Below are 25,139 nucleotides of genomic sequence, written 5' to 3' on the forward strand. Positions count from 1 at the left end.
TCTGTTAATATTTTAACTTTTCTAATCCTCTATACTACTTACTTAAGATGACTTCAATCATAAACTCCCTGTTAAATCCAAATACATTTGCACTTAATTGCGCGGGTAGCTCACCAATATCATTTCCAAGTGAAATTGCCAACACATGAACTACGCCATTGCTTGGCTGTATATCTGAGGTTGCCACGGCAGCTGTAATCAGGCTTCTAGGGTCTGAAGGAGCTGAAGGATCAGATAGATAAGAAAGAGCCAACTGACGATAACCCACATACTTAACTCCATTTACCTCATTAAACACAACCCCGATGTTCGAAATTTCACCATCATAGGTATAATAAAAAGAGCCTGGGAATAATTCTCTTAACTTAAAATCTATTTGAGGATAGTCTTTTAATTTATGTGTTCCTTTATAGATATATCTGGATAAAAATCTTTTCCAGATTTGCGGTTGTACATCAGAAAGTGTCTTAATTGTATCTTTTCCTATATCAAACAATTCCTGATTTAGCATGTTTCTCATATTAGGGACATCGGTATTTACCAATCCAATTGTTCTTCTGATCACCTCATCTGTTGGGGCAAAAAATGTAATATTTTCATTTTTAAAAACATCTTCCATTCCTGCCAGTTTAACAATCTGAGCAATCGTATCGAACTTATCATTAGATTCCAGATACTGCATTACATTCCCGTTAAAAACAGGATTAGCTTTACCTCCGTCGTTATAATACTCGTCCTTTTTACAAGAACTTATTACTGTGATCAGCAAAACAGTTAGTATTGCTGCAGGTTTAAAGTATCGTTTAATAATATTTTTCATGTAATTATCTATTATTTAAAATTAAAGACCTGAACCTATCCAATAAGAATTTAGACTCATTTTTGGATTGTTAAACAATGCACCCCCATCAATTGGCCAAGTCCACCCTCCCCTGTTAAACTTATCAGAGGTTAGTGGATTATCTGTCCACTCTTTACTTAATACTCTTTTTGTTCTCACAAGATCAAAGTAACGACTTCCCTCACCCATCAATTCTTTAGATCTTTCCAGAAAAATGGCATCTTTTAAAGGTAAATCATTCCCATTACCGTATTCCCTGGATCCTGCTCTACGTCTAACCTCATTTAAGCAGGCAATCGCTATATCGTCATTACCTAAATTTGCAGCAGCTTCAGCACGCAATAGAATTGCATCAGGGTACCTCATAATTAAATAAGTATTATCCGGATTTAAATCCAAATTAGGATTATTAGCATCGGCAAATGTGTTAAGGGCAAACTTTCTCAATTGGAATGTACTGGCATTCTGATCAAATGGAGCTACAAACCAAACTGATAATCTTAAATCTGTCGGATCATCTTCAGGATATAACTTTCTCATATATTCTGATGAGAAAACAGAGAAGCTATACCTATGTGTATACTCAGGCTGTTTGTATGGGAAGTGAATAAATGCATCTCCAAAAGGCGAATAAGCATTAGCTTGCGCAAAGGGATCATTTAAATCCTGATTATAATTCAATGTTCTGAATAGCTCAAAAAGACTTTCCTCAGAACGACCTTTTGCTACTTTAGCCCATTCATTAATAGGAAGTAAACGGAAAGCTTTACTATCCATGATCTCTTTTCCAAGTGCAGCTGTTTCCTGGTAATATGAAGTTCTGTTGGGAAGATCAAACCCTGCATTCCACATATTCATATTCATCAATAAACCAATTGCGGCACCTCTACTTGCTCTAACCCCTCTTTGTGATGGATCACTAAAAGTCGCAGGCAAATCATTTCTAAAATCTTTTAAATCTGCAATACATTTGGTTATCACTGAAACCATATTCTCTCTTGGCAATGGATCTTTTTGGAAGGCAGCAGTATAATAAACTACGTCTCCATATAACCTAACCATTTGAAAATAACAAAGGCAACGAATAAATTTAGCTTCCGCAATATAACGTTTAGATTCTTCTGCAGTAAGTGCAGGAATTCCATCTTCTACTTTACTGATCAAAAGATTAGCAGATTGGATAACCCTATAATACTCACCCCATCTGGTTAAATCAGAAAAATTATAACCACCCCAATCACCTGGGCCTAATGCTCTTAATAACAACCTGTCATTAACGGTTGTTAATGGCACGTTTTGCTTTTCAGTACTTCCCTGAGGGTTTGGCGTTTGTCGGGTATGGCCGCCTATCAATGCTGAGGCTGAACGTCCTAAACCTCCCTCTGCCGCCGGAATAACCTCACCAGAGCGAAACTCTCCTGTTGCTCCCGCAAATGAAGTTTTGGTATATTTATCAAATAACTCACCATACATATCGGTGATATTTGCCTCCATATCCTCTCTCGTCTTGTAAAAATTATTTCCCGTTAATTTATCAATAGGAGTAATATCCAAGAATTTCTTACACCCATATTGTGAAGCGCTTACAATAATAAATAAGCAAATAATATATTTTTTCATGTCTTATTAGTTTTGTGACTTCAATTAAAATTCTACGTTAAAACCAAGGTTATATACACGAGGTACCGGATAACCACCTGAACCATCTCTACCAATTGCAGTAACACCCTCAGGATTTGGTCCTGAATACGCAGAGAACGTAACTATGTTACTAGCCGAAAGGAAAGTACGGATATTGGCTAATCCAATTCTTTTCGCCATTTTCTTTGCAAAAGAGTAAGAAAGAGTTACCTGATTAATTTTGAAGTAACTTCCAGTTTCCATCCAAAGTGTTTGAGGATACCTGTAATTGTTAACATAATTCTCATGTGCAAAATCATAAACATTAGCAAATCTCGCGTTAGTAGAACCAGGAGTCCACATATTTAAATCATTAACAGGAACTACAGCTAGAGGGTTTCTGCCGGGAACGGCAATATCATTTATCACCTCATACCCGAATGGATCCCTTAATAACCTTAACCTATCTGCTAATGCGTTATTCAAGATGGAACGCTTCGCTGTATACGTAGCGTAAATATTAAATGACATGCTTGCTCCAGATGGGAAAGTATAGCTTATTGTATTAGACATACCACCAGTTAATACTGGCTGTGTATTACCTACAACCTGTAAATCTTCTGAGCCCAAAACATAATCACCATTGGCATCAAAGAAACGGGCATCACCACCCTGGAATGAATTTAAAACATTTGATGAACTATTATTTCTATACCTTAAACCGGTAACAGGATCCACAGGAACATCGCTTGTAGAATTATATACACCTTGATTAACATATAAGAAGTTAGCCAATGAGTTTCTTCCTACTCTTTTTGCCAGATGTTGCTCATAACCAGAATTGAAATCAAATTCAATAAACTGACCATTGTATTCATCAGGAAGTCTGGTTAATACATCATTATTAATTGCACCATTTACTGACACTGTCCAGTTAAATTTACTGTTCTTTGATAACGGTCTGCTGCTTAAAGATAGCTCATAACCATAGTTAGACAAAGCTGCATCATTACTTGTGTACTTTTGAAAAGCAAGTGTATTAGATAAAAAACTTGTAAACAATTCATTAGTAACTTTTTTGTAATAAGTATCAAAAATAACATCCAACTTTCCATCAAAAAGTCCAACGTCAAATCCTAAGTTAAACTGAGTTACGTTTTTTGGTCTAAGCAATGGATTAGGGATATACTCATAATCAATACCTACACGTGGATTGTTATTATAAAATCCTTTAGGACCATATTTACCGTAGATGTCTACCAGGGAACCAACAGGGAAGATATTTCTACCACCTGTTAACCTGATATCACCATAATTTAACCATTTAACATCTTTAAGCCAGTTTTCTTTGTTGAAATTCCATTTCAAACCAACTGATGGATTTTTGGCATATGGATCTTTATTTCCATTATTTGATGTACCGTCAATACGATAAGTAATATCCAAAATATATTTCTTTTGATAATCATAGGTAAAAGCACCAGCAAATGAAATTTGATTCTGATCGTAGAAAGTTGTCAGGATACCACCACCACGAGAAAAGTAACCATCATAACCCAATGGTCCCTGAAACTGATCGTTAGGAGATCTTTCTAATCTTGTAGTACTTCCTTGTCCTTTTTTAACATACATCTCACTAAAAAGGTTGAAAAACAAGTTATGCTTTTCTTCGAAAGATTTTACATAGGAAATATTATTCCTGTTATACAATTGAGATTGATATCCGTAATAAGAATAAATCTTAGCAAACTGACTGTTAGCAGCAGCAGGTGTAAAAGTATCCTCAGTATCCACATTATAGTCATAACTGGCTGCTGAAGTTATATTTAAGCCGGGAATTAATTCATAACGTCCCTCAATATAAGTATTTAAATTCTTAGGCCCGGCATCTGAAACTGTCTCTAACGCCGACAAAACACTACTGGTAGCCTGGAAGAAAGATGGACCAGGTAACAAAGAAGATTTTTGACCATCCTTAGCTACACCGGTTTGTAATAAACCTACACCATTTGCTTTTTTAATCTTACCAACGTTTCCTCTAATGGAACCAAAAAAACTAATTCTGGTAGTTGGTTTATAATCCATATTCATGTTCAAACTATATCTGTCAAAACCGGTATTTTTGATAATACCTTTATCTGAAAAGTAACTCAGGTTGGTTTTGTAGCTAAACTTAGAATCACCACCATCCAATTGAACGTTATGTGTCTGGTTATAAGTATTCTGATAAAAAACGCCTTGCCAATCAGTTGAATTATTATAGTAAGGATTCAAACTATCTGCTAAAAATGGCGTATTAGAAATTCTATAAAGATCATTAAACCTACCATAGTTAATGATTTGTGATAATTTCACATCGCGCTCCTTAGTACCACCTAAAATATTACGAAGCTTAGGGATTGCATTCATGTAAAAGTTACCGGTGTAACGGATACGGGGAATTTCAGAATTACCACGTATAGTTTGAATTAAGATTACACCATATGCACCCCTTGAACCATAAAGAGCTGTAGCAGTTGCATCCTTTAAAACTTCGATACTCGCAATATCTTCTTGTGGAATTAGCGAGATAGGGCTTACACCAGGACCTTGCTGCTGGAATCCAAACTCAGATGCTTTATCAGCATCCATCGGAACACCATCAATAACGTATAAAGGAGAAGTTGGTTGAAGGAAGGTCTCATTACCCGAACCTGTAGTACTGATGGTTGATAAACCACGAATATTTACAGTACCACGTAAACCCGGAGCACCTGTATTTAACTGGATATTTAAACCCGCAACTTTACCTTGAAGCAATTGCTCAACGTTAGATACCGGCACATCCTGAACCTCTTTACCAGAAACTATAAATGAAGATCCAGTAGTTACCTCTCTGGTTCTCTTTTGATAACCACGGATAACCACCTCTTCCATTGTCTTATTATCCTCTTTAAGGGATACATTCACGGTTGTTTGTCCGGGATTTAATTTAACTGATTTATTACTATAACTTACATATGTAAATACTAAAGTTGCACCATCGTCCACAGATATTGAGTAATGTCCCTTAGAATCCGTTTGTGCCAGTACTTTTAAAGGCTTTCCTGTTGCGACACTAACGCCAACCATAGTTTCCTTGGTTGTTGCATCCGTTACTGTACCGCTAACGGTTACTTTTTTTGTTTGCGCCACCAAATCCTTGCATAGAAAAATGCAGCTGAAAAAAATCGATAGCAAAATTATTTGTTTTCTCATTGTATTAATTTTTATCATTAACATTTCTATTCATCTTCAAATTTCGGATTCACTGTTTTAAAGTGAAACACAATCTCCCAATCACCTTTTTCAAAAATGGTGAAGTCCTGTGCAATCACGCCCTGCTCTCTAAATCCGCCAAACCCTTTGCGTGAATAAACAAACTCAACGTGCGCTGAGCCTCCGCCACCAACATTGTTGACACCACCTGAAGTGAAACGAGTAGGTATTCTGGCTACAGGAATAGGGTATGCTACTTCGTATTTTACATACTCATTAGTTTGCTCCTTGTTAAAGCCATGAACTAACTGATCCCATTTTGTTTCATTAAACTTGGCTGGATTGATAGCTACCGAATCCTTATCTAAAAATTTAAATCTTAATGAATTCCCTGTACCTCCTGGTACTTTTCTGATATAAGTATATACAACCCCTCTTTGTCCACCACCATTTGCTTCTAAATCAGCGTTGGTTCCTTCACCTTTCATCCCGTAAATAACTGGATGGTTGTGTTCCAGGGTAGTTCCGTTTGGAGTAGTAGTATTTGGTTTTCCGCTATATCTATTGATATCATTTGACGGCTCATAAGGACGTTCCCTGAAAGGATTAACGAAAAGATTTTTCATGATCCTTGTACCCCCAGAATTCTTAACTTTTACATCAAAGTATCTGATATCTTGTGGATAACTAACTGAATCTCTTGGCTCGAATACAGTGCTAGTAGCCGATTCCCAAAGAATAATATCTCCTGACGCTCTTACTTCAAGCATCGGGCGCTCTTCAATTTTTCTCTTAGCATCTATTTCGGCTACACTTTTTTCGTTTCCGGTATATTCAGCAGTCCATACCAATACCGGTCTTTTAGCTAACATATCATCGGCTGGTCTTCCATCACCGAACCTTGGATTGATAATTTCAAAGGTCATAGGGAACGATGAATTGTCAGCGTTAAAAATTCCCATCGCTAAATTCGTTCTACCCAATGTAACCGGAATCTCATTTATTACATATGCTGCTTTTGTACTTAAATAATTTTTTTCATCAGGCAGGTCAAAAATCTTCCTACAACCTGAAAAAGCAATTATCAAAGTCAAAATTAGAACTACTTTATATTTTAATATGTTGTACATAACATTTGTCAATTTAAATATGTCTCTCATTTTTATTGGTAAACTTTCCTAAAGTTCATTGTCCACTCAGACAATTGGAATAAATCATCACCTGCATTGGTAAGGATTACTATGCGATAATATTGATAAGCCACGTCATTTTTAAAATCATAGATTTTAGTCTGGAAGTTAGCTTCAAACTTCATATCCTGTCTGGTATCAAGTGTAACCCAATTCTCTTTGTCCTGAGAAGCCTCTAATCTCCAAGAAGTAGGATTACGAGGATATTCCTGTGAATCATTTGCTGTAGTAAATGTATACACATTGGACACAGTAGGGAAAGCAGGAGCCCAATTAAAATATATAGGCCTTACTGGTTGCCCATTATAATTATTAAAGTGCGATATAAACTTGGTTAATGAATTGCCATCATATATTTTTTCAAATTTCTCTCCCGGATTAACTATTCCGTCTCTATAACTAGCAAGGCCATAACTAACAGTCTTCTCTCCAATAACCGATTTAAACAAATTGGTAGGTGGCGGGATAAAAGTTAAACGTCTAACAAATTCATCGTAACCAAACACATGATCAGGTTGCACCAAATGAATTATACCATTTTTTGCCTGGATATTAACTGAACTGGTATAAGCAAAAGCCCAGTTGGGTGTAAATACACTTCTCTTGGTATTGGCAAACTCGATAACTTCCGGTCCGCCATTTTGCATACCCTGAGCATCAGCATACTGACGTTTTCCATGCATTGGAAAACTTCCGCGGACACTCAAAAGCTCACGACCATCTCCAATAGAAAAATCGGTAGATTTAAACAGTCCTTTTATGATATACCTGGAAACCATGGTATCAAGGTGAGAACTATCATTTTTAATCTTCTCTTCCTGAGAAGGGATAAGAACTTTACCCGAAGCCAGTTCAGCTAAAAATATAGCCGGCTTGCCATTTGCTCTTCTGGCATCGTTTAAATTTTTAATTGCTATCTGGAAACTCGAATTAGAAACTGCGAATAACGTTATAGCACTGTCTCTAAGTGTTCCTTCCATTTTCAATTTATCAATTACCAATAACAATGAATCGTAAACACCAGGTTTACTTTTCAGGTAATCATAGATGTCTAAATTTGTTTCCTGATTAATATTCTGGGTATCATAATAGCCCTTTTCTTTCTTACAGCCAAATTGAAAAACTATGGCGCTAAACAAGAATGCTACTAAATATCTACTATATAAATTTGATTTTTTCATATCTATCAATGCTTAGTTATTTCCAATAAGAATTTTGTACCAACTCTGGATTCTGATCAATAAGAGCTTGTGCTACAGGCCAATAAATACCTCCTGTATTAATTAATTCCGTGAACTTAGGATCCCTCTGTACTATTTTATTATACCTCACCAAATCAAACCATCTATAACCTTCGCCCATAAACTCCTTATTACGTTCATTAAAAATAGCATTGATAAGGCTTCCACTTCTCTCAGAAGAATATGGGACGTAACTACCAATTACAGCCCCGGCATTATCAACATTATACCTAAATGATCTGACAACGTTAAGTACTTCGATAGCTCCTTGTTTCTCACCTAAAACTGCAAGCGCCTCCGCTCTTAATAAAGCAATATCTTCCAATCTTGTAAAAAGTATAGCACTGGAGAAGATTCTGAAAGTAGGATCACTAGATCCATCTTGCATACATTTTATCTTGCTAAAAATCGGGTACTTACCTAAGAAATTAGTAAAGTAAAGCTGAGAGTGAGTAACACCTGTACTATCAATATTAAACCTACCATCGTTTGGTTCTTTAAATATTGATAAGATTGAATCTTTTGGAACGAAAATATCAGGCAGGTTTTTGTTTACAATTGGCTCCGCAAGTGTTAATGACTCAATATTACCAACAAACGTCGCATCCTGGTGTCCGAAGATAAAACCAAAAGCAAAAAGCTGATTGTTATTTTTATCGAAGAAAATTCCACGACGGTTAGTCAGGTAATCAGTAGTCGAATACCCCATTGCAGCTCTGGGAAACTCATCCAGTACTTTTTTGGTATATACAGTTACATCCGCATATTTACCCTGCCATGCAGCTACCTGAGCCAGAACGCCATAAGCACTTAACTTTCTAACTAATGTTCCATTCCACCTACTATCGCTCTCATTATAATACTGACCTGGTTGCTGAATATCATTCATGCTAAATCTGTACGGTAAAACTTCAGCTGCTGCAAGCATTTCAGCTTGAACAAATTCTAAGATCGCATTGTGATCAGATCTTTTGACATTCTCAAAACTGCCATCACGTGATGAAGTAATGAATGGTACATCACCCCAGATCCTAACCATATAGAAATAGGCAAATGCACGCAAAAACCTTATTTGCGCCACATCGACATTCATATTGTTTTCGGTATATCTTGGATCTTTTTCTTTAACCTCATGGATACGCTCAAGGAAAATATTTGCCGCATTTACTATTCTGTAAAATCTGGTCCAATTCGAAAGATCTTTAACCACTTCATATTCTGCTTTCAGATCATTCTTTATGATTGCTTTTAAATCCTGACGGAGCGGGCTTTCAAAATTACCCATACGGACGTCACCATATATCCAATGTCCGTTGTTATCTGCTAAAGCCGCCCTGGTTAACCCGTATACTCCCAACAATTTAGCTCTGGAATCTTCCAGATTATTCCAGGAATTCGCTTCATTTACCACACGGGTTGAGTTTATATCTAATGCTTTTTTACAGCCACCTGTTATCAGGGTAAAAAAGATAAGACTCAGCAAAACTATTTTTTTCATTTCGTCTATTTTAAATGGTACTTAATATTATTTGTTTATGTGTGATATTGAATTAAAAATCCATTTTAACACCCAACATATAAGTTCTTGGAATTTGCATTCCATATCCTGTATCGTAACCTGTGTAGTTTACAAGCTCTGGATCTTGTCCTGTATACTTAGTAAGGGTGAAAAGATTATGCACACTAGCATAAACATAAAATCTCTCTAGTTTTGGCATTTTCTTTTTCATCATTTGAGTTAAATCGTACCCCAATGACAATGTCCTTAGCTTTAAGAATGAAGCATCTTCAAGAAATAGATCCTGATTTACCTGGTAAGGTGCCGAAGAGCTCCATGGATTATACAAAGGGTATTTTGAATAATCTCCTCTTTTTTCCCAGTAAGTAACCTCTCTTACAGAATTAATGTTATTCAAACCTTCGCGATTAACGAAATCAAAACGGTTAGCCATTTCCTGATTCATTAAATCCCTACCTAAATTGAAATACATATTTACACTTAAAGTCCAGTTTTTATACCCAAAATCATTATTAAATCCACCAGAAACAACTGGAAGTGCATGTCCCATCAATGTTTTATCTTTATTACTGATCACATTATCACCATTAAGATCTTTCCATCTAGGGTCACCTGCTTTTAAAGTAATCGCATTGTAGCTCATTTTTTCGCCATTTGCAGCTACAGGAACTTCAGCATCGGTATTAAAGATACCTTGGTTTGTTAGTAACCAATAACTATCTACAGATTCACCAACTTTTAAAAGTCTATCGCCAATAACCAATTCAGATAAACCTCCTGGCAATGCTTTCAATTTATTTTTGTTGAAATTCAGATTAAGTGAAGAAGTCCACGAAACTTTATTTGTAGACGGTAAAATGTCAGCACTAATTGCAGCATCAATACCTGAGTTTGCAATTGACATTCCGTTTTTAATAATTGTATTATATCCGTATTCAGCCGCACCCGGTACCCCTAACAATTGATTCTTATCTTCTTTCGAATACACGTCAACAGAAGCTCTGATTCTATTTTTTAGAAACGCGAAGTCAACACCAACGTTTAGTTGATCCTGATATGCCCACTCTAAACCGTAAGGAACCGCACCTGCAGAATAAGGTCTTGTTAATGTACCGAAACCATTGTAACCAGGTGCAATTAAGTTACCTGTAAAGCCAATAAAGGCAGTATACTGAGGGCCTTGAGCATAATTATCAAATGCTTCTGCTCTACCCATACGCCCAAAACTTGCACGTAAATTCAAATCAGAAATAAAATCATTCTTATCCAGAAAATCCTTTTTCATATCCCAGTTTGCAGAGAATATTGGTGAATAGAACCAACGGTTAGTTGGTTGCTGATTTGATGATGCATCAGCACGTAACATTGCAGAAAAAGTATATACTTCTTTATAGTTATAGCTAGCTTTTCCTGTAAATGAAATCATATTATTTCTGGTTTTATCCAAAAACTTCCATACAAGCTCTCTTTTAAATACGAAAGGCTCCAAATAACTACCCTTATTCGGATCAGACTCCAATAAATTCAGTTTTACAAAATCATTAGCTCCTTTGTATGCGTAAGCATAATTATATTTATAGGTATCATATTGAAATGAAGAACCAACAGCGAAATTAAATGAATGTACATCGTTCAATTTCAGATCGTAAGTAGCGGTATTATCAAACATAACCCTTCTGCTAAAGCCATAATAGTTTGAAGCATAGTTTGTTGTTTGCAATAATGTTCTTGGATAGAATATATCTCTATATCCTTCATTATTGTCGACGCCAAATACAGAATTGAATTTAAATCCGCCCAAGTCTACACCTACCTTCACTAATCCTTCAACTATATTAGATCTGTTATTATCGAAACCGTTATCAAATTGATTCAGATAGTTTCCATATTTTGCACTATTGGGTGCAATTGGAGAACTTAAATCCGGTATATAATTTACTTGCGATAGCCTATCTCTAACATTTCTATTTCTCTGACGATCAACACGATTCGCATTAATAATAGCTGTAAACGACATCCAGTCAGTTGGTCGCATATTAATTTGAAAACGAGTAGTATAACGATCAGCACCAGTACCATCGCCAACTCCTCCACTTGTAGTGGTACCTACACCGAAACGGAAGTTAGCTCTTTCGCTACCTCCTGATATTCCGGCATTAACTGAGTAAGACAATGCATTTTTGTAATACAAGTCGTTCCAGTCAGCAGGTCCGTAGAAATCGTTATTTAATGAATCACTCAGATATAATGGATAGGTATCAATATCTGAATAACTTCCGTTGGCAGTATACTTATCATAAAATTGCCTTCTAAAGGTATTCTCGAATTTACCATTTACGGTTGTTACAGGACTAGGTGTTGCTACCCCTATATATGATTCAAAATTTATTTTTCTTACCGTAGAATTTCTTTTACTTGTAAGCACAATGACTCCGTTAGCCCCTTTAGGCCCATAAATAGAAGTAGAACCAAGATCTCTTAATATCTGAACAGACTCGATGTTATCCATATTAATATTAGAAAGGCTGTTGGTTGCAGGTCCTATTCTATCAAATTTATATTGTTGGATGTCGTAAGCAAAAGGATGCTCTCCAACTAAAGGTATTCCATCAAGAACAACCAACGGTTGAGTCGCAAATTGTTCGCGTGGAGATACAAGCGGTTGTGATGTTCCGCGAATAAACATATTCTGAACCGTACCTGGCTCACCAGACGATTCCTGAACATAAAGACCGGCAGCTTCACCTTTTAAATACTGCTGCAATGTAAACGCAGGAAAAATGGCGAGCTTTTTAGGGTCGACATTATCACCTTTAGATTCCAACGCCGAAAAAACGGTCCTCTTGGACTTAGGCTGGAAGCGTGTAGTATCTACTTTAAGTTTGGCAGAATCCTCTTCGGTAGAATCAGTCTGTTTTTGGAAGCTCATCTTAAAAGAAGAAACATCCGAATTACAGGCAGACCTAGCGGCATTACCAAATGAACATGTTGATGAACACAACAAACCCAGGAAAGTTATATTTGCAATAAAGCGCATAACAGATAATTAAGTATTAACTGATTGAAAACCTTTTTTTATTTGACTGTACAGAAAGAATAAATTAAATTTTAGATACAAGAATGCCGCCTCACCTGCCGCTCAAGCAGATTGAACAACAACAAGTAAATAATTTAAAATATTTTTTTAAAACGTTTTAGCTAGGGATTTTAGCGGCAATTTGTGCGCGCAGTCCAGCCTTAGCTTTTAAAGTCGGCACGTAATGCCCAAGAAAATAATCGTGTTTACGAGGCAAGAATTCACCCCACAGATTTTTAGTAAAAGTTTGATTCATAGTTTGGCTTATTAGGTTAGTATTTGGTTCCCGATAATGACTTATGGTGCTAAATCGATTATCTATAACAATAATACGAAAGAATATTTATAATCCAAATCTTTTACAACATTTTTTTTACACATTATTATTTTTATGCATTCGATTGTAAAATAAGCTGTTTCTTGCAGATAGAGCTAAACTACAACGATATCGTAACTAGGTGTCATTTATACACCTACTACCATCATTTTCAAGCAGCTACAAGATATAATTTTTTATATACATATATATAAGGTAGCCTTGCAATTTCTGAGATAACTCTAAAATTATCACGTTGTAGTAATTATTAAAATATAAATGCACAAACATTCCCTGTTTAATGGATGAAAATTTGTTATTTTGAAGTATATTAAAAAAGACAGGCCTTTTATATAAAACAGATATGCCAGTTAAGCAAAAAAAAGAAAGCGGAAACAACATTTTATCAATAGATATTGGTGGCACCAGCATTAAGGCTTGCATTTTAAGTTCAAAAGGAGACCTGCTCTCTGAATTCAAAAAACTTCCTACTCCAAAAAACTCAACGCCCGAAGAGGTCATCAAAACCATTAAAGAACTTGTGGCGTCTTTAGATGATAGTTTTGATAGAATATCAATTGGCTTTCCTGGCTATGTTAAATGTGGCAAAGTGGAAACAGCACCTAACCTAGCAAAAAATAAATGGACTAATGTTGACCTTGCTCAGCAGGTAAGTAATTTATTTAAGAGGCCGGTTCGATTAATAAATGATGCCGACCAACAGGCTCTTGGAATAGTTAGTGGCATTGGCTTCGAAATTGTATTTACGGTAGGTACTGGTTTCGGTACTGCACTTGTTTATGATGGCGAACTACTCCCCCACTTTGAACTCGCCCACTTACCGGTTACAAAAACCAAGGACTATGATGACTACATAGGAACTAAGGCTTTAGAAAAAATTGGAAAGAAAGATTGGAACGAACGCCTGGAGCGAATCATTCAAATCTACAAAACTGTATTTAACTACGATACCTTATTTATAGGCGGTGGAAATTCCAAGCACATTACTTTTGAGCTTGATCACAACATCCATTTGGTTACTAACAAAGATGGCATCAAAGGAGGTGCTAAGCTTTGGGAAGTAGCCGAAAAATATCATGTATTCACAACTCGTCCTAACGACAAATAAAATAATGAAGAATAAATATACTTTAGGAATGATCGGCCTCGGAACCATGGGCCGAAATTTATTGCTTAACATGGCCGATAATGGCTTTCAGGTTACAGGTTATGACAAAGATGCGCGCATGCTTCAAAAGCTTGAAGAAGATGGCAAAGCCCATAACTTAAAAGGATTTGAATCATTAGTCGATTTTGTACAAAGCTTAGAGCTTCCAAGAAGAATTATGCTTTTAGTACCTGCAGGTGCTATCGTTGACAGCGTAATTCAGGAAGTTGTTCCTTTGCTTGATAAAGGCGATATGATTATCGACAGTGGAAACTCACACTATACTGACACCAGCAGAAGAGCGATTGAACTTTCTGACAAAGGCATCCATTTCTTTGGAATGGGTATCTCTGGTGGTGAAGAGGGTGCACGTTTTGGACCAAGCATGATGCCCGGAGGAGATAAAACAGCCTACAATGCCGTAAAACCTATCCTTGAAGCTGTTTCAGCAAAAGTTAATGGCGATCCTTGCGTAACATACATCGGCCCTGGAGCATCAGGTCACTTTGTGAAAATGGTACACAATGGTATTGAATATTCAATGATGCAAATCCTTGCTGAAGCTTATGATCTTTTAAAGAATGTGCTTGGCTACAACAACGAACAGATATTCAGCACATTTGAGAAATGGAACAATGGCAGGTTAAAATCTTTCTTATTGGAAGTAACCCGCGACATATTTAAAGTTAAAGATCCAAAAACCGGCGGATACCTAATTGATGTGATCAAAGATCAGGCAAAATCTAAAGGCACAGGAAAATGGACTTCACAAGTTTCGATGGATTTACAGTTACCTATTCCGACTATCAACGAATCGGTAAGTGCCCGTGACTTGTCAAAATTCAAAACCCTTCGTGTTGCGCTTTCAAAAGCACTTCCTCATCAACAAACTAAAGTTGAGGATACAGCAGCGTTTGAAGTACAATTAGAACAAGCGCTTTACTTTGCGATGATCACTTCATATGCTCAAGGTTTACACTTGTTGGAGCAAGCTTCGGCAGAGTTCAAATATGAGCTTAATCTGAAAGAAATCTCTCAAATCTGGCGTGGTGGATGCATTATCCGCGCGGTATTACTTGAAGATATTTATCAGGCTTATAAAAAACAACCTGAGCTTCCTCATTTGTATTCTGATGAGAGCATCCAAAACCAGTTAAAAGAAATTATACCTGGTACAAGAAACGTAGTTATCACGGCATTGAGCAACGGTATTGCAATTCCATGCTTTGCCTCTGCCCTAACCTATTACGATTCTCTTAGAACAGAAAATTCTCCACTAAATCTTACCCAGGCACAGAGAGATTTCTTTGGCGCACATACTTTTGAGCGTATTGATGAAGAAGGTATCTTCCATGCAAACTGGAACGAAAACAATTAATTATATTATAACCTACACTGCATATATAATAACATTCTAATGAAAACTAGCCTCAACGTTAACCCAACCATAGTAGTAATTTTTGGAGGTACCGGTGACTTAAATTATCGCAAGCTTGCGCCCGCTCTTTATAACTTATATTCTGATGGCTATATGCCAGATAAATTTGCCATCATTGGAACTGCCCGCAGGCCACTAAATGATGAAAAGTTTAGAGAAAACTTAATGGATGGCGTAAACAAGTTCTCCAGATCTGGAAAGGTAAAGCAGGATAAATGGGACAAATTTGCAGAAAATGTTATTTATAATTCTGTTGATGTAGAAACTCCTGAAAGCTTTGGTTTACTTAAAAAAAGCATAGAGAAACTTCAAAAAGAATTTGGTCCTAAAACACAGGTTATTTACTACCTGGCTGTAGCTCCAAACTTGTTCCCGCTTATTGCTAAATGCCTTTCTGACTACGGGTTAGCAGGCACTGAAGATAATTGTCGCATTGTAATCGAAAAACCTTTCGGAAGAGATCTTGAAACTGCAAGAGAATTAAACACGATACTTACCGGCATATTTACAGAGAAACAAATCTATCGTATAGATCACTATCTTGGTAAAGAAACCGTACAAAACATCATGGCTTTCCGTTTTGCTAACTCATTCCTTGAGCCGCTTTGGAACCGCACTTATATAGACCATATCCAGATCTCGGTAACAGAGCAACTTGGTGTTGGTGACAGAGGTGGTTATTACGAAAGTGCAGGTGCTTTGAGAGATATGATTCAGAATCACTTGCTTCAACTACTTTGTTTAATTGGGATGGAAACTCCAATTAATTTTGATGCTGATGAAATCAGGAATAAAAAAGTTGATGTATTGAAAGCAATGCGTCCGTTTAGCCCTGAAGACATCCGTTTCAGCACAGTTAGAGGTCAATATACTAAAGGCTGGGTTGAAGGTAAAGAAGTACCAGGATACAGACATGAAAATGGTGTAGATCCTAATTCAAATACCGAAACCTTTGCTGCAATTAAGTTTTTTGTAGACAACTGGAGATGGCAGGGAATTCCGTTTTATGTACGTACCGGAAAACGTTTGTTCCAAACTTCTTCGTTAATCACCATTCAGTTTAAAGATGTTCCTCACCATATTTTCCCATCGGGAGTAACTGAGCACTGGCAACAAAACAGATTGATCATCAGTATTCAACCTGAAATGAGTATCCGTTTACAGGTGCAAGGTAAGAGACCAGGATTAGATATGGTATTGAACCCTGTTGACATGGTATTTGATTACAAAGGAACTTACAGTTCAGATACACCTGAAGCCTACGAAACTCTTTTACTAGACGTTATGACAGGCGACCAGACGCAGTTTATGCGTGCAGATCAGGTAGAAGCTGCCTGGGAATTATTAATGCCTGTAATCAACGCGTGGGAAAGCAAAAAATCGTTAAGCTTCCCTAATTACACTGCAGATTCATGGGGACCGGAAGACGCTGAGGCGTTAATCGCAAGAGATGGTTTCCACTGGTTTGCTTTACCACTAAATAAAGAATAATGAACTTATTAATTTATAAAACTCAAAGCGAATTATTTGAGGATCTGATAGATTACATAGTAACTATTGCCAACAAGTCAATCGCTGAAAACGATTGCTTTAATTTTGTATTAACCGGAGGTAATTCTCCAAAAGCGTTGTACGAATTATTAGCAACTACTTATCGTGATAAAATTGACTGGTCTAAAGTATATTTCTTCTTCGGCGATGAACGTAATGTATTGCCTACCCATGAGAGCTACAACGGCTTAATGGCTAAAAAGGCAATACTAGATCCGTTAAATATTGCTGCAGATCATATATTTTATGTAGATACTACTTTGGCTCCTGAAAAGGCTGCAATTGAATACAACAAAGCTATATCTGCTCATTTTAATGGTGCAGATATCATATTTGATCTGATCCTTTTAGGAATGGGTGACGACGCGCATACCGCTTCGTTATTCCCGGAAACAACAATTCTTGGCAATAAAGAAGTAGAAATCGATTCAGTGTTTGTTGAAAAGCTTTCGACCTACAGAATCAGCTTTACTGCACCACTTATTAACAAGGCTAAAAACATTGCATTCCTTGTTTTTGGAGAATCTAAAGCTCAAGCTGTAAAGCACGTTATTGAGGCACCTAAAAAGAATACAAAATTGTATCCTTCACAATTAATCAATCCTGTTGATGGTAGTGTAACCTGGTTTCTTGATGATGCGGCAGCAAGCTTGTTAGATAATTAATAAGGGCGAGATAGTTAATTCGTTAATAAACAACAATTATACTGAGGCAACACTAATGTGTTGCCTTTTTTTATGCACTTTTTTTTTATCATCGCTATCCTGAATTTACTATCTTGCAATTAAAACACCACCACCCCTATTCGTAATGAAAAAAGAAAACAATGCCCTACCACGCAGACAATTTCTAGGAAACGTTTCAAAAGTTGGAATACTAGGCTCATTAGCTGCTTTTTTACCCGGGAGTAGTTCAGCTGAAGTACTCGAATCCTTTGCTGCAATTCCCGAAGATGGACATGTTTTCTTAACAAAGCCTTATTTGCAATTACCATCAGCGGAAGGCATGACAATAAGATGGGTAACCAACAAACTCTCTTACAGTTGGGTAGAATATGGGGAAGGGATCAACCTAGATTTAAAAGCGCATCACGTAACCGATGGTCTTGTAGATGCCCACAACAGGATCAACTTTGTTAAGTTAAAAGACCTAAAACCAGGTACAAAATATAGCTATCGAGTTTTATCTAAGGAAATTACAGATTTCCAACCCTATTCTTTAAAATACGGAGATACAATAGCTAGCGAAACCTATTCTTTTAACACGCCTAAAACAAATTCTGAGTCAGTTTCCTGGCTTATATTAAACGATATACATGATCGTCCGGCCTCAATTCCACATCTTTTAAAATTAAACAACGAGGACTACGATTACGTATTTTTCAATGGTGATATTTTTGATTTCCAAAAGGACGAACAACAGATAATTGACAATATGCTTAAGCCATCTACAGATGTATTTGCCAGCACAAAACCGTTTATGTTTGTTCGTGGCAATCATGAAACCAGAGGGAAGTTTTCGCGTGAATTAAAGGACTATTTTTCTACTAAAGACGACAAGGGTTACTTTACCTATCAGTGGGGACCTGTTTTTAATATTGTATTAGATACCGGTGAAGATAAGCCAGACGATCACCCAGTATATGCCGGAATTGTAGACTTTGATGGTTACCGCAAAGAACAAGCAAAATGGCTAGAGGAAACCATGAAATCAAGCGCTTACAAAAAGGCAAAATTTCGAGTGGTTATGATGCACATTCCTTTGTATCATTCGGGAGATTGGCATGGGCCAATGCACTGCAGGGAACTATTTGCTCCGTTGTTCAAAAAGTATAAAATAGACCTGGTAATTTCAGGTCACACACATACTTATGGCGTTTGGCCTCCATCTACAGAACACCCCTACCCGGTTATTATTGGCGGTGGGCCAAAAGAGGGAAACCGTACGCTTATTAAAGTAAAAGCTGACAGTAAAACGCTGGATTTAGTGATGTTAAAAGATGACGGATCTGAAGTAGGAAAGTACAGTCTTTCTTAAACTTTTATTCGTTCTAAAACCGCAGCATTGTTTTCAGTGTTGACGCCTTTTAGCTCAACATATCTAACATTTGGAAGCCAAAATGAACCACCTTCTATTCGTACAAAAATCCTGTCGAGCTGAATCTTTTTATTGTTCACCGTAACGTAAACATGAAACTTTTTATCCTTATCAGATCTAAGCAAATACATTGGTAATTTTTTATGAGAAACAAACCTAAGTTCAAAATGATCTTTTCCTATTTCTTTTGCCTGAATTCCATAAGCGAATTTCCTTTGGATATAGTTTAAATCCTTTTTCTCGCCACTATCGCCATAGCGAATCCAATATACAAGAATTGGTTCCGTTCTATCCACTTCACCATTTGTATTGGCATTTAATTCACAAATAATGGTGTTGGTATTTGGATCTCTTTGCAAATAAAAAAGCTGATTCTCAATTCCTTTTGGAGTTGGAAACTTTATAGGAGATGGATCACTTTTATCGGTTGTTTGAGCGTATGTAGATGATGCAGCGAAATTCAATAGTATAGCACTCAATAAACTAAATAAAAATAGTTTATTAATGGTTAGTATTTTGGCGGTTTTCATTGGTAAGAATATTAAGGTTCAAAGATATACAGAGAATTCTAAACTCTTGAAATTCAATTGTCAAATTGCCGACATTATCTTTTACAATTAATTGCTCCAAAAGTTCTCTCTTTATAGCAAAAAAATTGTTTCTTTAACTTTATTAATCAATTAATGAATCTCAAATCCCTATTATTCATATTTCTTCTAGGCTCTTTCAGTTTTGCAACATTTGCACAAATAAAAGAGGAACCAAACGCACTACAATTGTTTCTTCAGGCCAATGCAGATAGCACAATAATTTTTCAGTATGCACCCTACACTGCCCAACTGTCGCCCTATTATATTTTAAGCAAAAAATCGGACACCATAACAGCCTATACCTATAAAGCTCTTCCCCGACTGGATAAGAGAATTAAACTCCCACGTTCTATAGGTTTGAAAATTCGACATAGGAATTATATCGCTATAAGTTCAGCTCCAATTGATGTTAATATTTATTTTGAACCTGTTTATTTTAGCTCTAAAAAATTACTCGATTTTTGGAAAAACGTTGGTAAAGAAAGCCCCTGGCAATTAGCCGATGATTCTGCTGATGGCCATGCGTGTGTTGATAAAGATGGCAATAGAACAGGAAATTATGTTTATGATGGAGGAGGAGTTTACCTGTATCTGATCACAAAAAATGAGATAAAAAAACTGGACTATTATGCGCCTCAGTTTTTTGAAAAAGAAGTATGTCCGGGTAGAAAAGGACGAATCTCCATTCTGAAAATTGAACAACTATTTGATAGACATTTTCAGCTATAGTATAATTTTGAAGCAGAACTGGTATATTGCAACAATTATGGGTTACGCAAAAGAAAGAGGAAAGCTTGAAAAGCTGTCAACAAAAACTGTTGGCATAAACAATTATGATGAAAAGAATTTAGCAATTCTTATTGATATTCATGAGCAGTACTCGCACACTGTGAGGATATTAAAAAATAAAGAACCTGAAACATTTGGTGATCTACACAAAAATGAATTGCAGGAAGTAAAAGATGGCAAAAAAGCACTTAGAGAAAGTGATTCAGAAGAAGCTCGTCTGGCTAATTTTGTGTTGTATAAAGATGCGGTACAACGTGCATTAGATAAAACCATAAAAGCCACATTAGCGTCTTTGTAAGCAAGAAATAACACGTTAATAAAATAATAAAGGCCATTCGCAACTTAAGTTAAGAATGGCTTTTAATTTATGCATTTTCCAGATCTGCTATAACCAATTTTTTCATTTTCATTAACGCCCCCATTACCCTTTGGCTACGTTCAGGATCGCTAACCAATTTACCCAGTGCTTTTGGTATAATTTGCCAGCTAATGCCATACTGATCAGTTAACCAACCGCAGGCAACTTCATGCCCACCGTTTGCTGTTAACTGTTCCCAATATTTGTCAATCTCGGTTTGTGTTTCGCACTCTACAACCAACGATATGGCATCATTAAATCCGAATCGATGGTCGGCAGAGCTATCCATAGCCATCGCTACAAGACCATTAATCGTAAATTGAGCATGTTTCACAAAATCAACATTCTCACCATCGGCTTCGCTATATTTCATGATTCCTTCAACATTCGAATTAGGGAACAATTTGGTATAAAAATGTAATGCATTTGCAGCCTCTCCTACCTTGGCACCTGTAAACATTAATGTAGGACAAAACTTCTGTGGTGCATCTGGTTTGTCACCAGTATACAATTGCCAGGAAACATCATATTTATCTTGTACCCAACCATATTTAGGGCTCCAATCGTAGCTATCAAGGGGCATTAATATACTGCCCCCATCAATTAATTTATTCCAGTATTTTTCGGTTTCTTCTCCGCTTTCGCACATAACCATAAATGAAATAGCCGGATTAGGTGTTGAAGATGGGCCATCATTAAGTAGCATAAACTTTTGTCCACTTAATTCAATTTGAATTACAAATGGTGAGGTTTGACCGACTTTTCCATCGCCAAATGTTTGGATGTAAAAATCAGATGCTTCTGCAATTTTACCTTTGAGCGTTAAGCAGGGATAAATTAAATTTTTCATAGTTTTAAGCTTTAGGGTTAAGCAATTTAACTATACTAAGTTACTACTCTTAAATGCAATTAACAGAGGGCATAACCGACAATTAGAGGGGTAAATTGTGACAAGGTTATTCTCTTACCTCGTATACCTGCATCAGGTAATCTGTAACTCTTTGTTTCATGTTCATTATCTCATCCTTAGTCACCAAAAGACCAGTCTCCTTTCCAAGGTCGTCCCACAAACGAATCTTAATATAAAGTTCCTTCATGGGATCTGCTTCGAAAGCGAGCGCCTCGGTAGCACTCATGGGGCCACCCTGAAATTTCAGGGTGATCTTACTGGCTTCTGAAAGCTCATTTAAATAATTCTGGTCTTTGAAGGTGAGATACCTTTTTGTACTCACATGACTGTTTACCAATTTTGCCAATCGCTCCGGGAAACCAGAATTCAGTAAATATTCTGCACCCAGATGGTCATGATCCTGCCTGCCGTATCCTCCCATATCTTCTTTACCCTCTAAAAAATGGCCTATATCATGCAGAAAAGCAGCAATCACCATTTCATTGGAAGCACCTTCTTTGATTGCACAATTTGCTGACTGCATCATGTGCATCAACTGGGTTACATCCTCCCCGTATTCCTCATTTCCATATTTTTCATACATGCTGAATATTTCATCAACTTTTGCTTCAATATCTGACTGATGTAAATGCATATTTATTGGATTATTCATAATTTAAAAACAACGCTCTATTCCAGCCCAACAGATAGGTTTTCAGGCTCATTAAAACCGACAAAAGCAGCCTTTACAGGACGCGATGTCCATGAATAAGGAACCTTTAGGTTCAAGGCAAATGCCACAGTAGCCGCCACATCATATTGGTATACAGGTTGCTGTATTTTATATCCTTTTTTAACTCCCTGCCCATAATAAATAACCGGGATGGTGATTTCTTCCGCAGATTCTCCGCCATGCCCTTTATTAATCCCTCCATGATCAGAAACAATCATCACCAAGGTATTGTCTTTCATTCCTGACTTTTCAATCGATTTTAAAACCATGCCTATTAAGCTGTCTGCTTTAGCAATAGATTGTAAATAGGCTGCAGACATATGCCCGTTTTTATGCCCTGCACCGTCAACATGATCTAAATGAAGTAATGCAAAAACAGGTTTTTTGGCGACAAGATATTCAGAAAACTTCACAGCTGCTTCTGTTTCTGTCTCAGCATGTTCATAATGATTAACCATTTCTTTTTGTAATAAGCGACCGTAATCATCCCAGTGAAAAACAATCCCTTGCTCCGCCTTAGGGAGCTGTTGACGTACAATATCGTAAATACTAGGTGAACGACCCACTTTATTAACCACAACAGGCTTCATGCCCTTACCATCAGGTTTCCAGTCGTTTGAAGTAATCCCTGTGATTTCAGGGCCTGCGCCAAGAATCATAGCTGACCAGTTCGACGAACTTGAAGATGGTAATACTGTTCTTGCGTCATACTTAAAAGCTCCTTCAGCAATCATCCTATGCATCACAGGAGCATCTGCTTTCATTAGTCCCTCGCTACTGAATCCATCAATTCCGATGATAACTACATGCTCAAACAATGGTTTACCCTTTGGTAGTTGCTGGGCTTGCAACTTCATGCAGCCCAGCAACAAAATCCCACATATACCTAAAATACGTTTCATATCTATTCTTTTATCAGTCAATTACTTTTAGTAAGCTACATAAAGCCCTGCCACTTCAGCCGCACTTAGTGCTTTTTTGTAAATCCTTACATCATCTACTAACCCGGTTAGCGTTTTTCTGGTATCATCACCTGCATTGTAAAGTCCTGTTCCATCTTCCCAAATTGTAAATGGATAATCATTCTTTGAATCCCAAACCGGGCCAAGCAAGGTATTAAGATCGTAGCTGGCAGGCTTCTCGGCCTGTATGTATTCCTTTGCATCAATATACACATGCAATCGTTTAGCTGTCTGATCAAGTACAGCTGTCACCATATGCCATTTATCATCAGACAGTGGAGGGGTTTTTGGTGTAGTTTCACCTGCTCTCCAGTCCATCCGGTTACTTGCTCCGGCAGCATCACCAGTTATCTTAAGCAGCCAGCCTCTACCAGATGTTCCTGTATAGGTGTCTCCTCCGTCAGTGGCTAACACAAAACCTGGGTTACCACCACTATCCCAATTAGAGTTAGAGAAGATTGCCGGATCTGATCCTATACCCTTCACTTTTACCCAAAAACTAAAACTGAAGCTCTGATTAAGTGTAGGTCTTAATAAATTATGTTTAGGTAATACGGCATAAGAGCCTGCAGCAAATGAAGCAACTCTTCCCCTAACAGCATCGGTAACAAAGGTAATTTTCGCACTGGCTGTTTCCCCGAGCATTGCATCTAACTTATTTCCACTAATATCCGACAGATCATTGTCCATCGGTAAATGTGCGATCAATGCGTTTGCACTACCGCTTGTAGTTGTGAAACTCCATGAAGTAGGTTCTGCAAACCCTTCGAATGCTTTTCCGTTGGCATCAGTAATGGTACCCGGATCGGCAAGCACATAGTAACTTGTAGAGAATTCCAAAGGTGCTGGCAGCTTAATAGTTACGCGTTTCCCTTCAATCACAACTGCTGGGCTGGTAACAGCCAATTCTGCAATCTTTTGATTACCTGGCGACTGGAATACCGTGATATTTCCTGCTCCTTTTTTTACATCCGCAGCAAAAGTCATCTCTAGCTTAAGCAATGAACCTTCTGTACTCCCCGGTATAGGATTGAGAGATGTTAGAGGAAGACCACTTTTCCCTACTGTTTTAAAGGTCCACGAGAATCCTTCAGGCATACCCATATAGGCATTCCCCAACAGATCCGTCACTATTCCCTTTTCCAGGCTAACGGTGTACTCTTCATCTCCCTCAAAATCTTCCGGATTAATGATCAGCACGCGCTTATCTGCACCAATCGTAACTTCATCAGAGGCAACATCTATACGTTTTGTACCTGTTTTTCCGGTAATTACAATCCCCCCCGTTCCTTTTTTGATAATCTCGTCAAATGTGATTACCAGATTGCTGGTAATCGCCACAGCTTCCACTCCTGAAGTTGGATTATAACTAATCACAACCGGGTTGCCAGTATCAACTGTATAGTCAAATTTCTCTTTGCATGACGTGAAAAATACAGCAAAAAGCATGATTAATGCTGATGGGGCAACAAATTTCTTGATAGTATTATTTATTTTCATATCCCTGTTTTCTATTGGAATTGG

The 25,139-nt window shown here is 37.2% G+C and carries 19 protein-coding genes; 7 read left to right on the forward strand and 12 right to left on the reverse strand.

Annotated elements, in window-relative coordinates; all coding sequences use genetic code 11:
- Window positions 1–34: 34 nt before the first annotated feature.
- From J1905_RS00360 to J1905_RS00390, 7 genes are read right to left on the reverse strand one after another with little or no spacing between them, the layout of a single operon-like run.
- Window positions 35–820 (reverse strand): fasciclin domain-containing protein, encoded by a 786-nt coding sequence (locus J1905_RS00360; RefSeq protein WP_214225104.1) that lies wholly within the window; start codon window positions 818–820, stop codon window positions 35–37.
- 21 nt (window positions 821–841) lie between these two features.
- A complete protein-coding gene (locus J1905_RS00365; protein WP_214225105.1) occupies window positions 842–2,461 on the reverse strand; it encodes a RagB/SusD family nutrient uptake outer membrane protein in 1,620 nt (539 codons plus the stop codon).
- A 24-nt stretch (window positions 2,462–2,485) separates the two neighbouring features.
- The gene (locus J1905_RS00370) at window positions 2,486–5,698 is read right to left on the reverse strand and encodes a SusC/RagA family TonB-linked outer membrane protein (RefSeq protein ID WP_214225106.1); all 3,213 of its coding nucleotides are present in this window, start codon (window positions 5,696–5,698) and stop codon (window positions 2,486–2,488) included.
- A 26-nt stretch (window positions 5,699–5,724) separates the two neighbouring features.
- Window positions 5,725–6,828 (reverse strand): DUF5007 domain-containing protein, encoded by a 1,104-nt coding sequence (locus J1905_RS00375; RefSeq protein WP_214225107.1) that lies wholly within the window; start codon window positions 6,826–6,828, stop codon window positions 5,725–5,727.
- Window positions 6,829–6,860: 32 nt separating this feature from the next.
- Window positions 6,861–8,069: a hypothetical protein gene (locus J1905_RS00380; RefSeq protein ID WP_214225108.1), complete on the reverse strand. Its 1,209-nt coding sequence runs from the start codon at window positions 8,067–8,069 to the stop codon at window positions 6,861–6,863.
- Window positions 8,070–8,085: 16 nt separating this feature from the next.
- On the reverse strand, window positions 8,086–9,627 hold the full coding sequence (locus J1905_RS00385) for a RagB/SusD family nutrient uptake outer membrane protein (protein WP_214225109.1): 1,542 nt from the start codon (window positions 9,625–9,627) through the stop codon (window positions 8,086–8,088).
- Window positions 9,628–9,679: 52 nt separating this feature from the next.
- Window positions 9,680–12,685, reverse strand: coding sequence for a SusC/RagA family TonB-linked outer membrane protein (locus J1905_RS00390; RefSeq protein ID WP_250317944.1), 3,006 nt, complete (start codon window positions 12,683–12,685; stop codon window positions 9,680–9,682).
- Window positions 12,686–13,404: 719 nt separating this feature from the next.
- Between J1905_RS00390 and J1905_RS00395 the strand changes: the two genes are divergently transcribed.
- From J1905_RS00395 to J1905_RS00415, 5 genes are all read left to right on the forward strand, one after another.
- Window positions 13,405–14,169, forward strand: a complete 765-nt coding sequence (locus J1905_RS00395) for an ROK family protein (RefSeq protein WP_214225110.1) — start codon at window positions 13,405–13,407, stop codon at window positions 14,167–14,169.
- 4 nt (window positions 14,170–14,173) lie between these two features.
- Entirely contained in the window at window positions 14,174–15,586 is a 1,413-nt protein-coding gene (gene gnd / locus J1905_RS00400; RefSeq protein ID WP_214225111.1) for an NADP-dependent phosphogluconate dehydrogenase, read from the forward strand.
- A 39-nt stretch (window positions 15,587–15,625) separates the two neighbouring features.
- Window positions 15,626–17,137, forward strand: a complete 1,512-nt coding sequence (zwf, locus tag J1905_RS00405; RefSeq protein ID WP_214225112.1) for a glucose-6-phosphate dehydrogenase — start codon at window positions 15,626–15,628, stop codon at window positions 17,135–17,137.
- Window positions 17,137–17,862: a 6-phosphogluconolactonase gene (pgl, locus tag J1905_RS00410; RefSeq protein ID WP_214225113.1), complete on the forward strand. Its 726-nt coding sequence runs from the start codon at window positions 17,137–17,139 to the stop codon at window positions 17,860–17,862. The genes zwf and pgl overlap by 1 nt, the downstream gene beginning before the upstream one ends.
- A gap of 145 nt (window positions 17,863–18,007) precedes the next feature.
- The gene (locus J1905_RS00415) at window positions 18,008–19,234 is read left to right on the forward strand and encodes a purple acid phosphatase family protein (protein WP_214225114.1); all 1,227 of its coding nucleotides are present in this window, start codon (window positions 18,008–18,010) and stop codon (window positions 19,232–19,234) included.
- Here the strand turns inward: J1905_RS00415 and J1905_RS00420 are convergent.
- On the reverse strand, window positions 19,231–19,824 hold the full coding sequence (locus J1905_RS00420) for a DUF4833 domain-containing protein (RefSeq protein WP_214225115.1): 594 nt from the start codon (window positions 19,822–19,824) through the stop codon (window positions 19,231–19,233). The two genes, J1905_RS00415 and J1905_RS00420, sit on opposite strands and share 4 nt — an antisense overlap.
- 153 nt (window positions 19,825–19,977) lie before the next feature.
- Here J1905_RS00420 and J1905_RS00425 point away from each other — a divergent pair, with 153 nt between their 5' ends.
- Both J1905_RS00425 and J1905_RS00430 read left to right on the forward strand, forming a co-directional pair.
- Complete coding sequence (locus tag J1905_RS00425) at window positions 19,978–20,613, forward strand: hypothetical protein (protein ID WP_214225116.1); 636 nt, start codon at window positions 19,978–19,980, stop codon at window positions 20,611–20,613.
- A gap of 37 nt (window positions 20,614–20,650) precedes the next feature.
- Complete coding sequence (locus J1905_RS00430) at window positions 20,651–20,971, forward strand: hypothetical protein (RefSeq protein ID WP_214225117.1); 321 nt, start codon at window positions 20,651–20,653, stop codon at window positions 20,969–20,971.
- Between the two features lie 67 nt (window positions 20,972–21,038).
- Here the strand turns inward: J1905_RS00430 and J1905_RS00435 are convergent, their stop codons facing one another.
- From J1905_RS00435 to J1905_RS00450, 4 genes are all read right to left on the reverse strand, one after another.
- Entirely contained in the window at window positions 21,039–21,881 is an 843-nt protein-coding gene (locus J1905_RS00435) for a VOC family protein (RefSeq protein WP_214225118.1), read from the reverse strand.
- Window positions 21,882–21,987: 106 nt separating this feature from the next.
- A complete protein-coding gene (locus J1905_RS00440; RefSeq protein ID WP_250317945.1) occupies window positions 21,988–22,593 on the reverse strand; it encodes an HD domain-containing protein in 606 nt (201 codons plus the stop codon).
- A 17-nt stretch (window positions 22,594–22,610) separates the two neighbouring features.
- Window positions 22,611–23,555, reverse strand: a complete 945-nt coding sequence (locus tag J1905_RS00445; protein WP_214225119.1) for an alkaline phosphatase family protein — start codon at window positions 23,553–23,555, stop codon at window positions 22,611–22,613.
- Window positions 23,556–23,582: 27 nt separating this feature from the next.
- Window positions 23,583–25,115, reverse strand: a complete 1,533-nt coding sequence (locus J1905_RS00450; protein ID WP_214225120.1) for an Ig-like domain-containing protein — start codon at window positions 25,113–25,115, stop codon at window positions 23,583–23,585.
- Window positions 25,116–25,139 lie beyond the last annotated feature (24 nt).

The organism is Pedobacter sp. B4-66 (genome assembly GCF_018492665.1).
Lineage (GTDB): Bacteria > Bacteroidota > Bacteroidia > Sphingobacteriales > Sphingobacteriaceae > Pedobacter.

What these genes read in the sequence shown, in the direction of transcription:
- J1905_RS00360 (WP_214225104.1), bottom strand. Translation starts at nt 820, where the DNA reads ATGAAAAATATTATTAAACGATACTTTAAACCTGCAGCAATACTAACT.
- J1905_RS00365 (WP_214225105.1), bottom strand. Translation starts at nt 2,461, where the DNA reads ATGAAAAAATATATTATTTGCTTATTTATTATTGTAAGCGCTTCACAA.
- J1905_RS00370 (WP_214225106.1), bottom strand. Translation starts at nt 5,698, where the DNA reads ATGAGAAAACAAATAATTTTGCTATCGATTTTTTTCAGCTGCATTTTT.
- J1905_RS00375 (WP_214225107.1), bottom strand. Translation starts at nt 6,828, where the DNA reads ATGTACAACATATTAAAATATAAAGTAGTTCTAATTTTGACTTTGATA.
- J1905_RS00380 (WP_214225108.1), bottom strand. Translation starts at nt 8,069, where the DNA reads ATGAAAAAATCAAATTTATATAGTAGATATTTAGTAGCATTCTTGTTT.
- J1905_RS00385 (WP_214225109.1), bottom strand. Translation starts at nt 9,627, where the DNA reads ATGAAAAAAATAGTTTTGCTGAGTCTTATCTTTTTTACCCTGATAACA.
- J1905_RS00390 (WP_250317944.1), bottom strand. Translation starts at nt 12,685, where the DNA reads ATGCGCTTTATTGCAAATATAACTTTCCTGGGTTTGTTGTGTTCATCA.
- J1905_RS00395 (WP_214225110.1), top strand. Translation starts at nt 13,405, where the DNA reads ATGCCAGTTAAGCAAAAAAAAGAAAGCGGAAACAACATTTTATCAATA.
- gnd (WP_214225111.1), top strand. Translation starts at nt 14,174, where the DNA reads ATGAAGAATAAATATACTTTAGGAATGATCGGCCTCGGAACCATGGGC.
- zwf (WP_214225112.1), top strand. Translation starts at nt 15,626, where the DNA reads ATGAAAACTAGCCTCAACGTTAACCCAACCATAGTAGTAATTTTTGGA.
- pgl (WP_214225113.1), top strand. Translation starts at nt 17,137, where the DNA reads ATGAACTTATTAATTTATAAAACTCAAAGCGAATTATTTGAGGATCTG.
- J1905_RS00415 (WP_214225114.1), top strand. Translation starts at nt 18,008, where the DNA reads ATGAAAAAAGAAAACAATGCCCTACCACGCAGACAATTTCTAGGAAAC.
- J1905_RS00420 (WP_214225115.1), bottom strand. Translation starts at nt 19,824, where the DNA reads ATGAAAACCGCCAAAATACTAACCATTAATAAACTATTTTTATTTAGT.
- J1905_RS00425 (WP_214225116.1), top strand. Translation starts at nt 19,978, where the DNA reads ATGAATCTCAAATCCCTATTATTCATATTTCTTCTAGGCTCTTTCAGT.
- J1905_RS00430 (WP_214225117.1), top strand. Translation starts at nt 20,651, where the DNA reads ATGGGTTACGCAAAAGAAAGAGGAAAGCTTGAAAAGCTGTCAACAAAA.
- J1905_RS00435 (WP_214225118.1), bottom strand. Translation starts at nt 21,881, where the DNA reads ATGAAAAATTTAATTTATCCCTGCTTAACGCTCAAAGGTAAAATTGCA.
- J1905_RS00440 (WP_250317945.1), bottom strand. Translation starts at nt 22,593, where the DNA reads ATGAATAATCCAATAAATATGCATTTACATCAGTCAGATATTGAAGCA.
- J1905_RS00445 (WP_214225119.1), bottom strand. Translation starts at nt 23,555, where the DNA reads ATGAAACGTATTTTAGGTATATGTGGGATTTTGTTGCTGGGCTGCATG.
- J1905_RS00450 (WP_214225120.1), bottom strand. Translation starts at nt 25,115, where the DNA reads ATGAAAATAAATAATACTATCAAGAAATTTGTTGCCCCATCAGCATTA.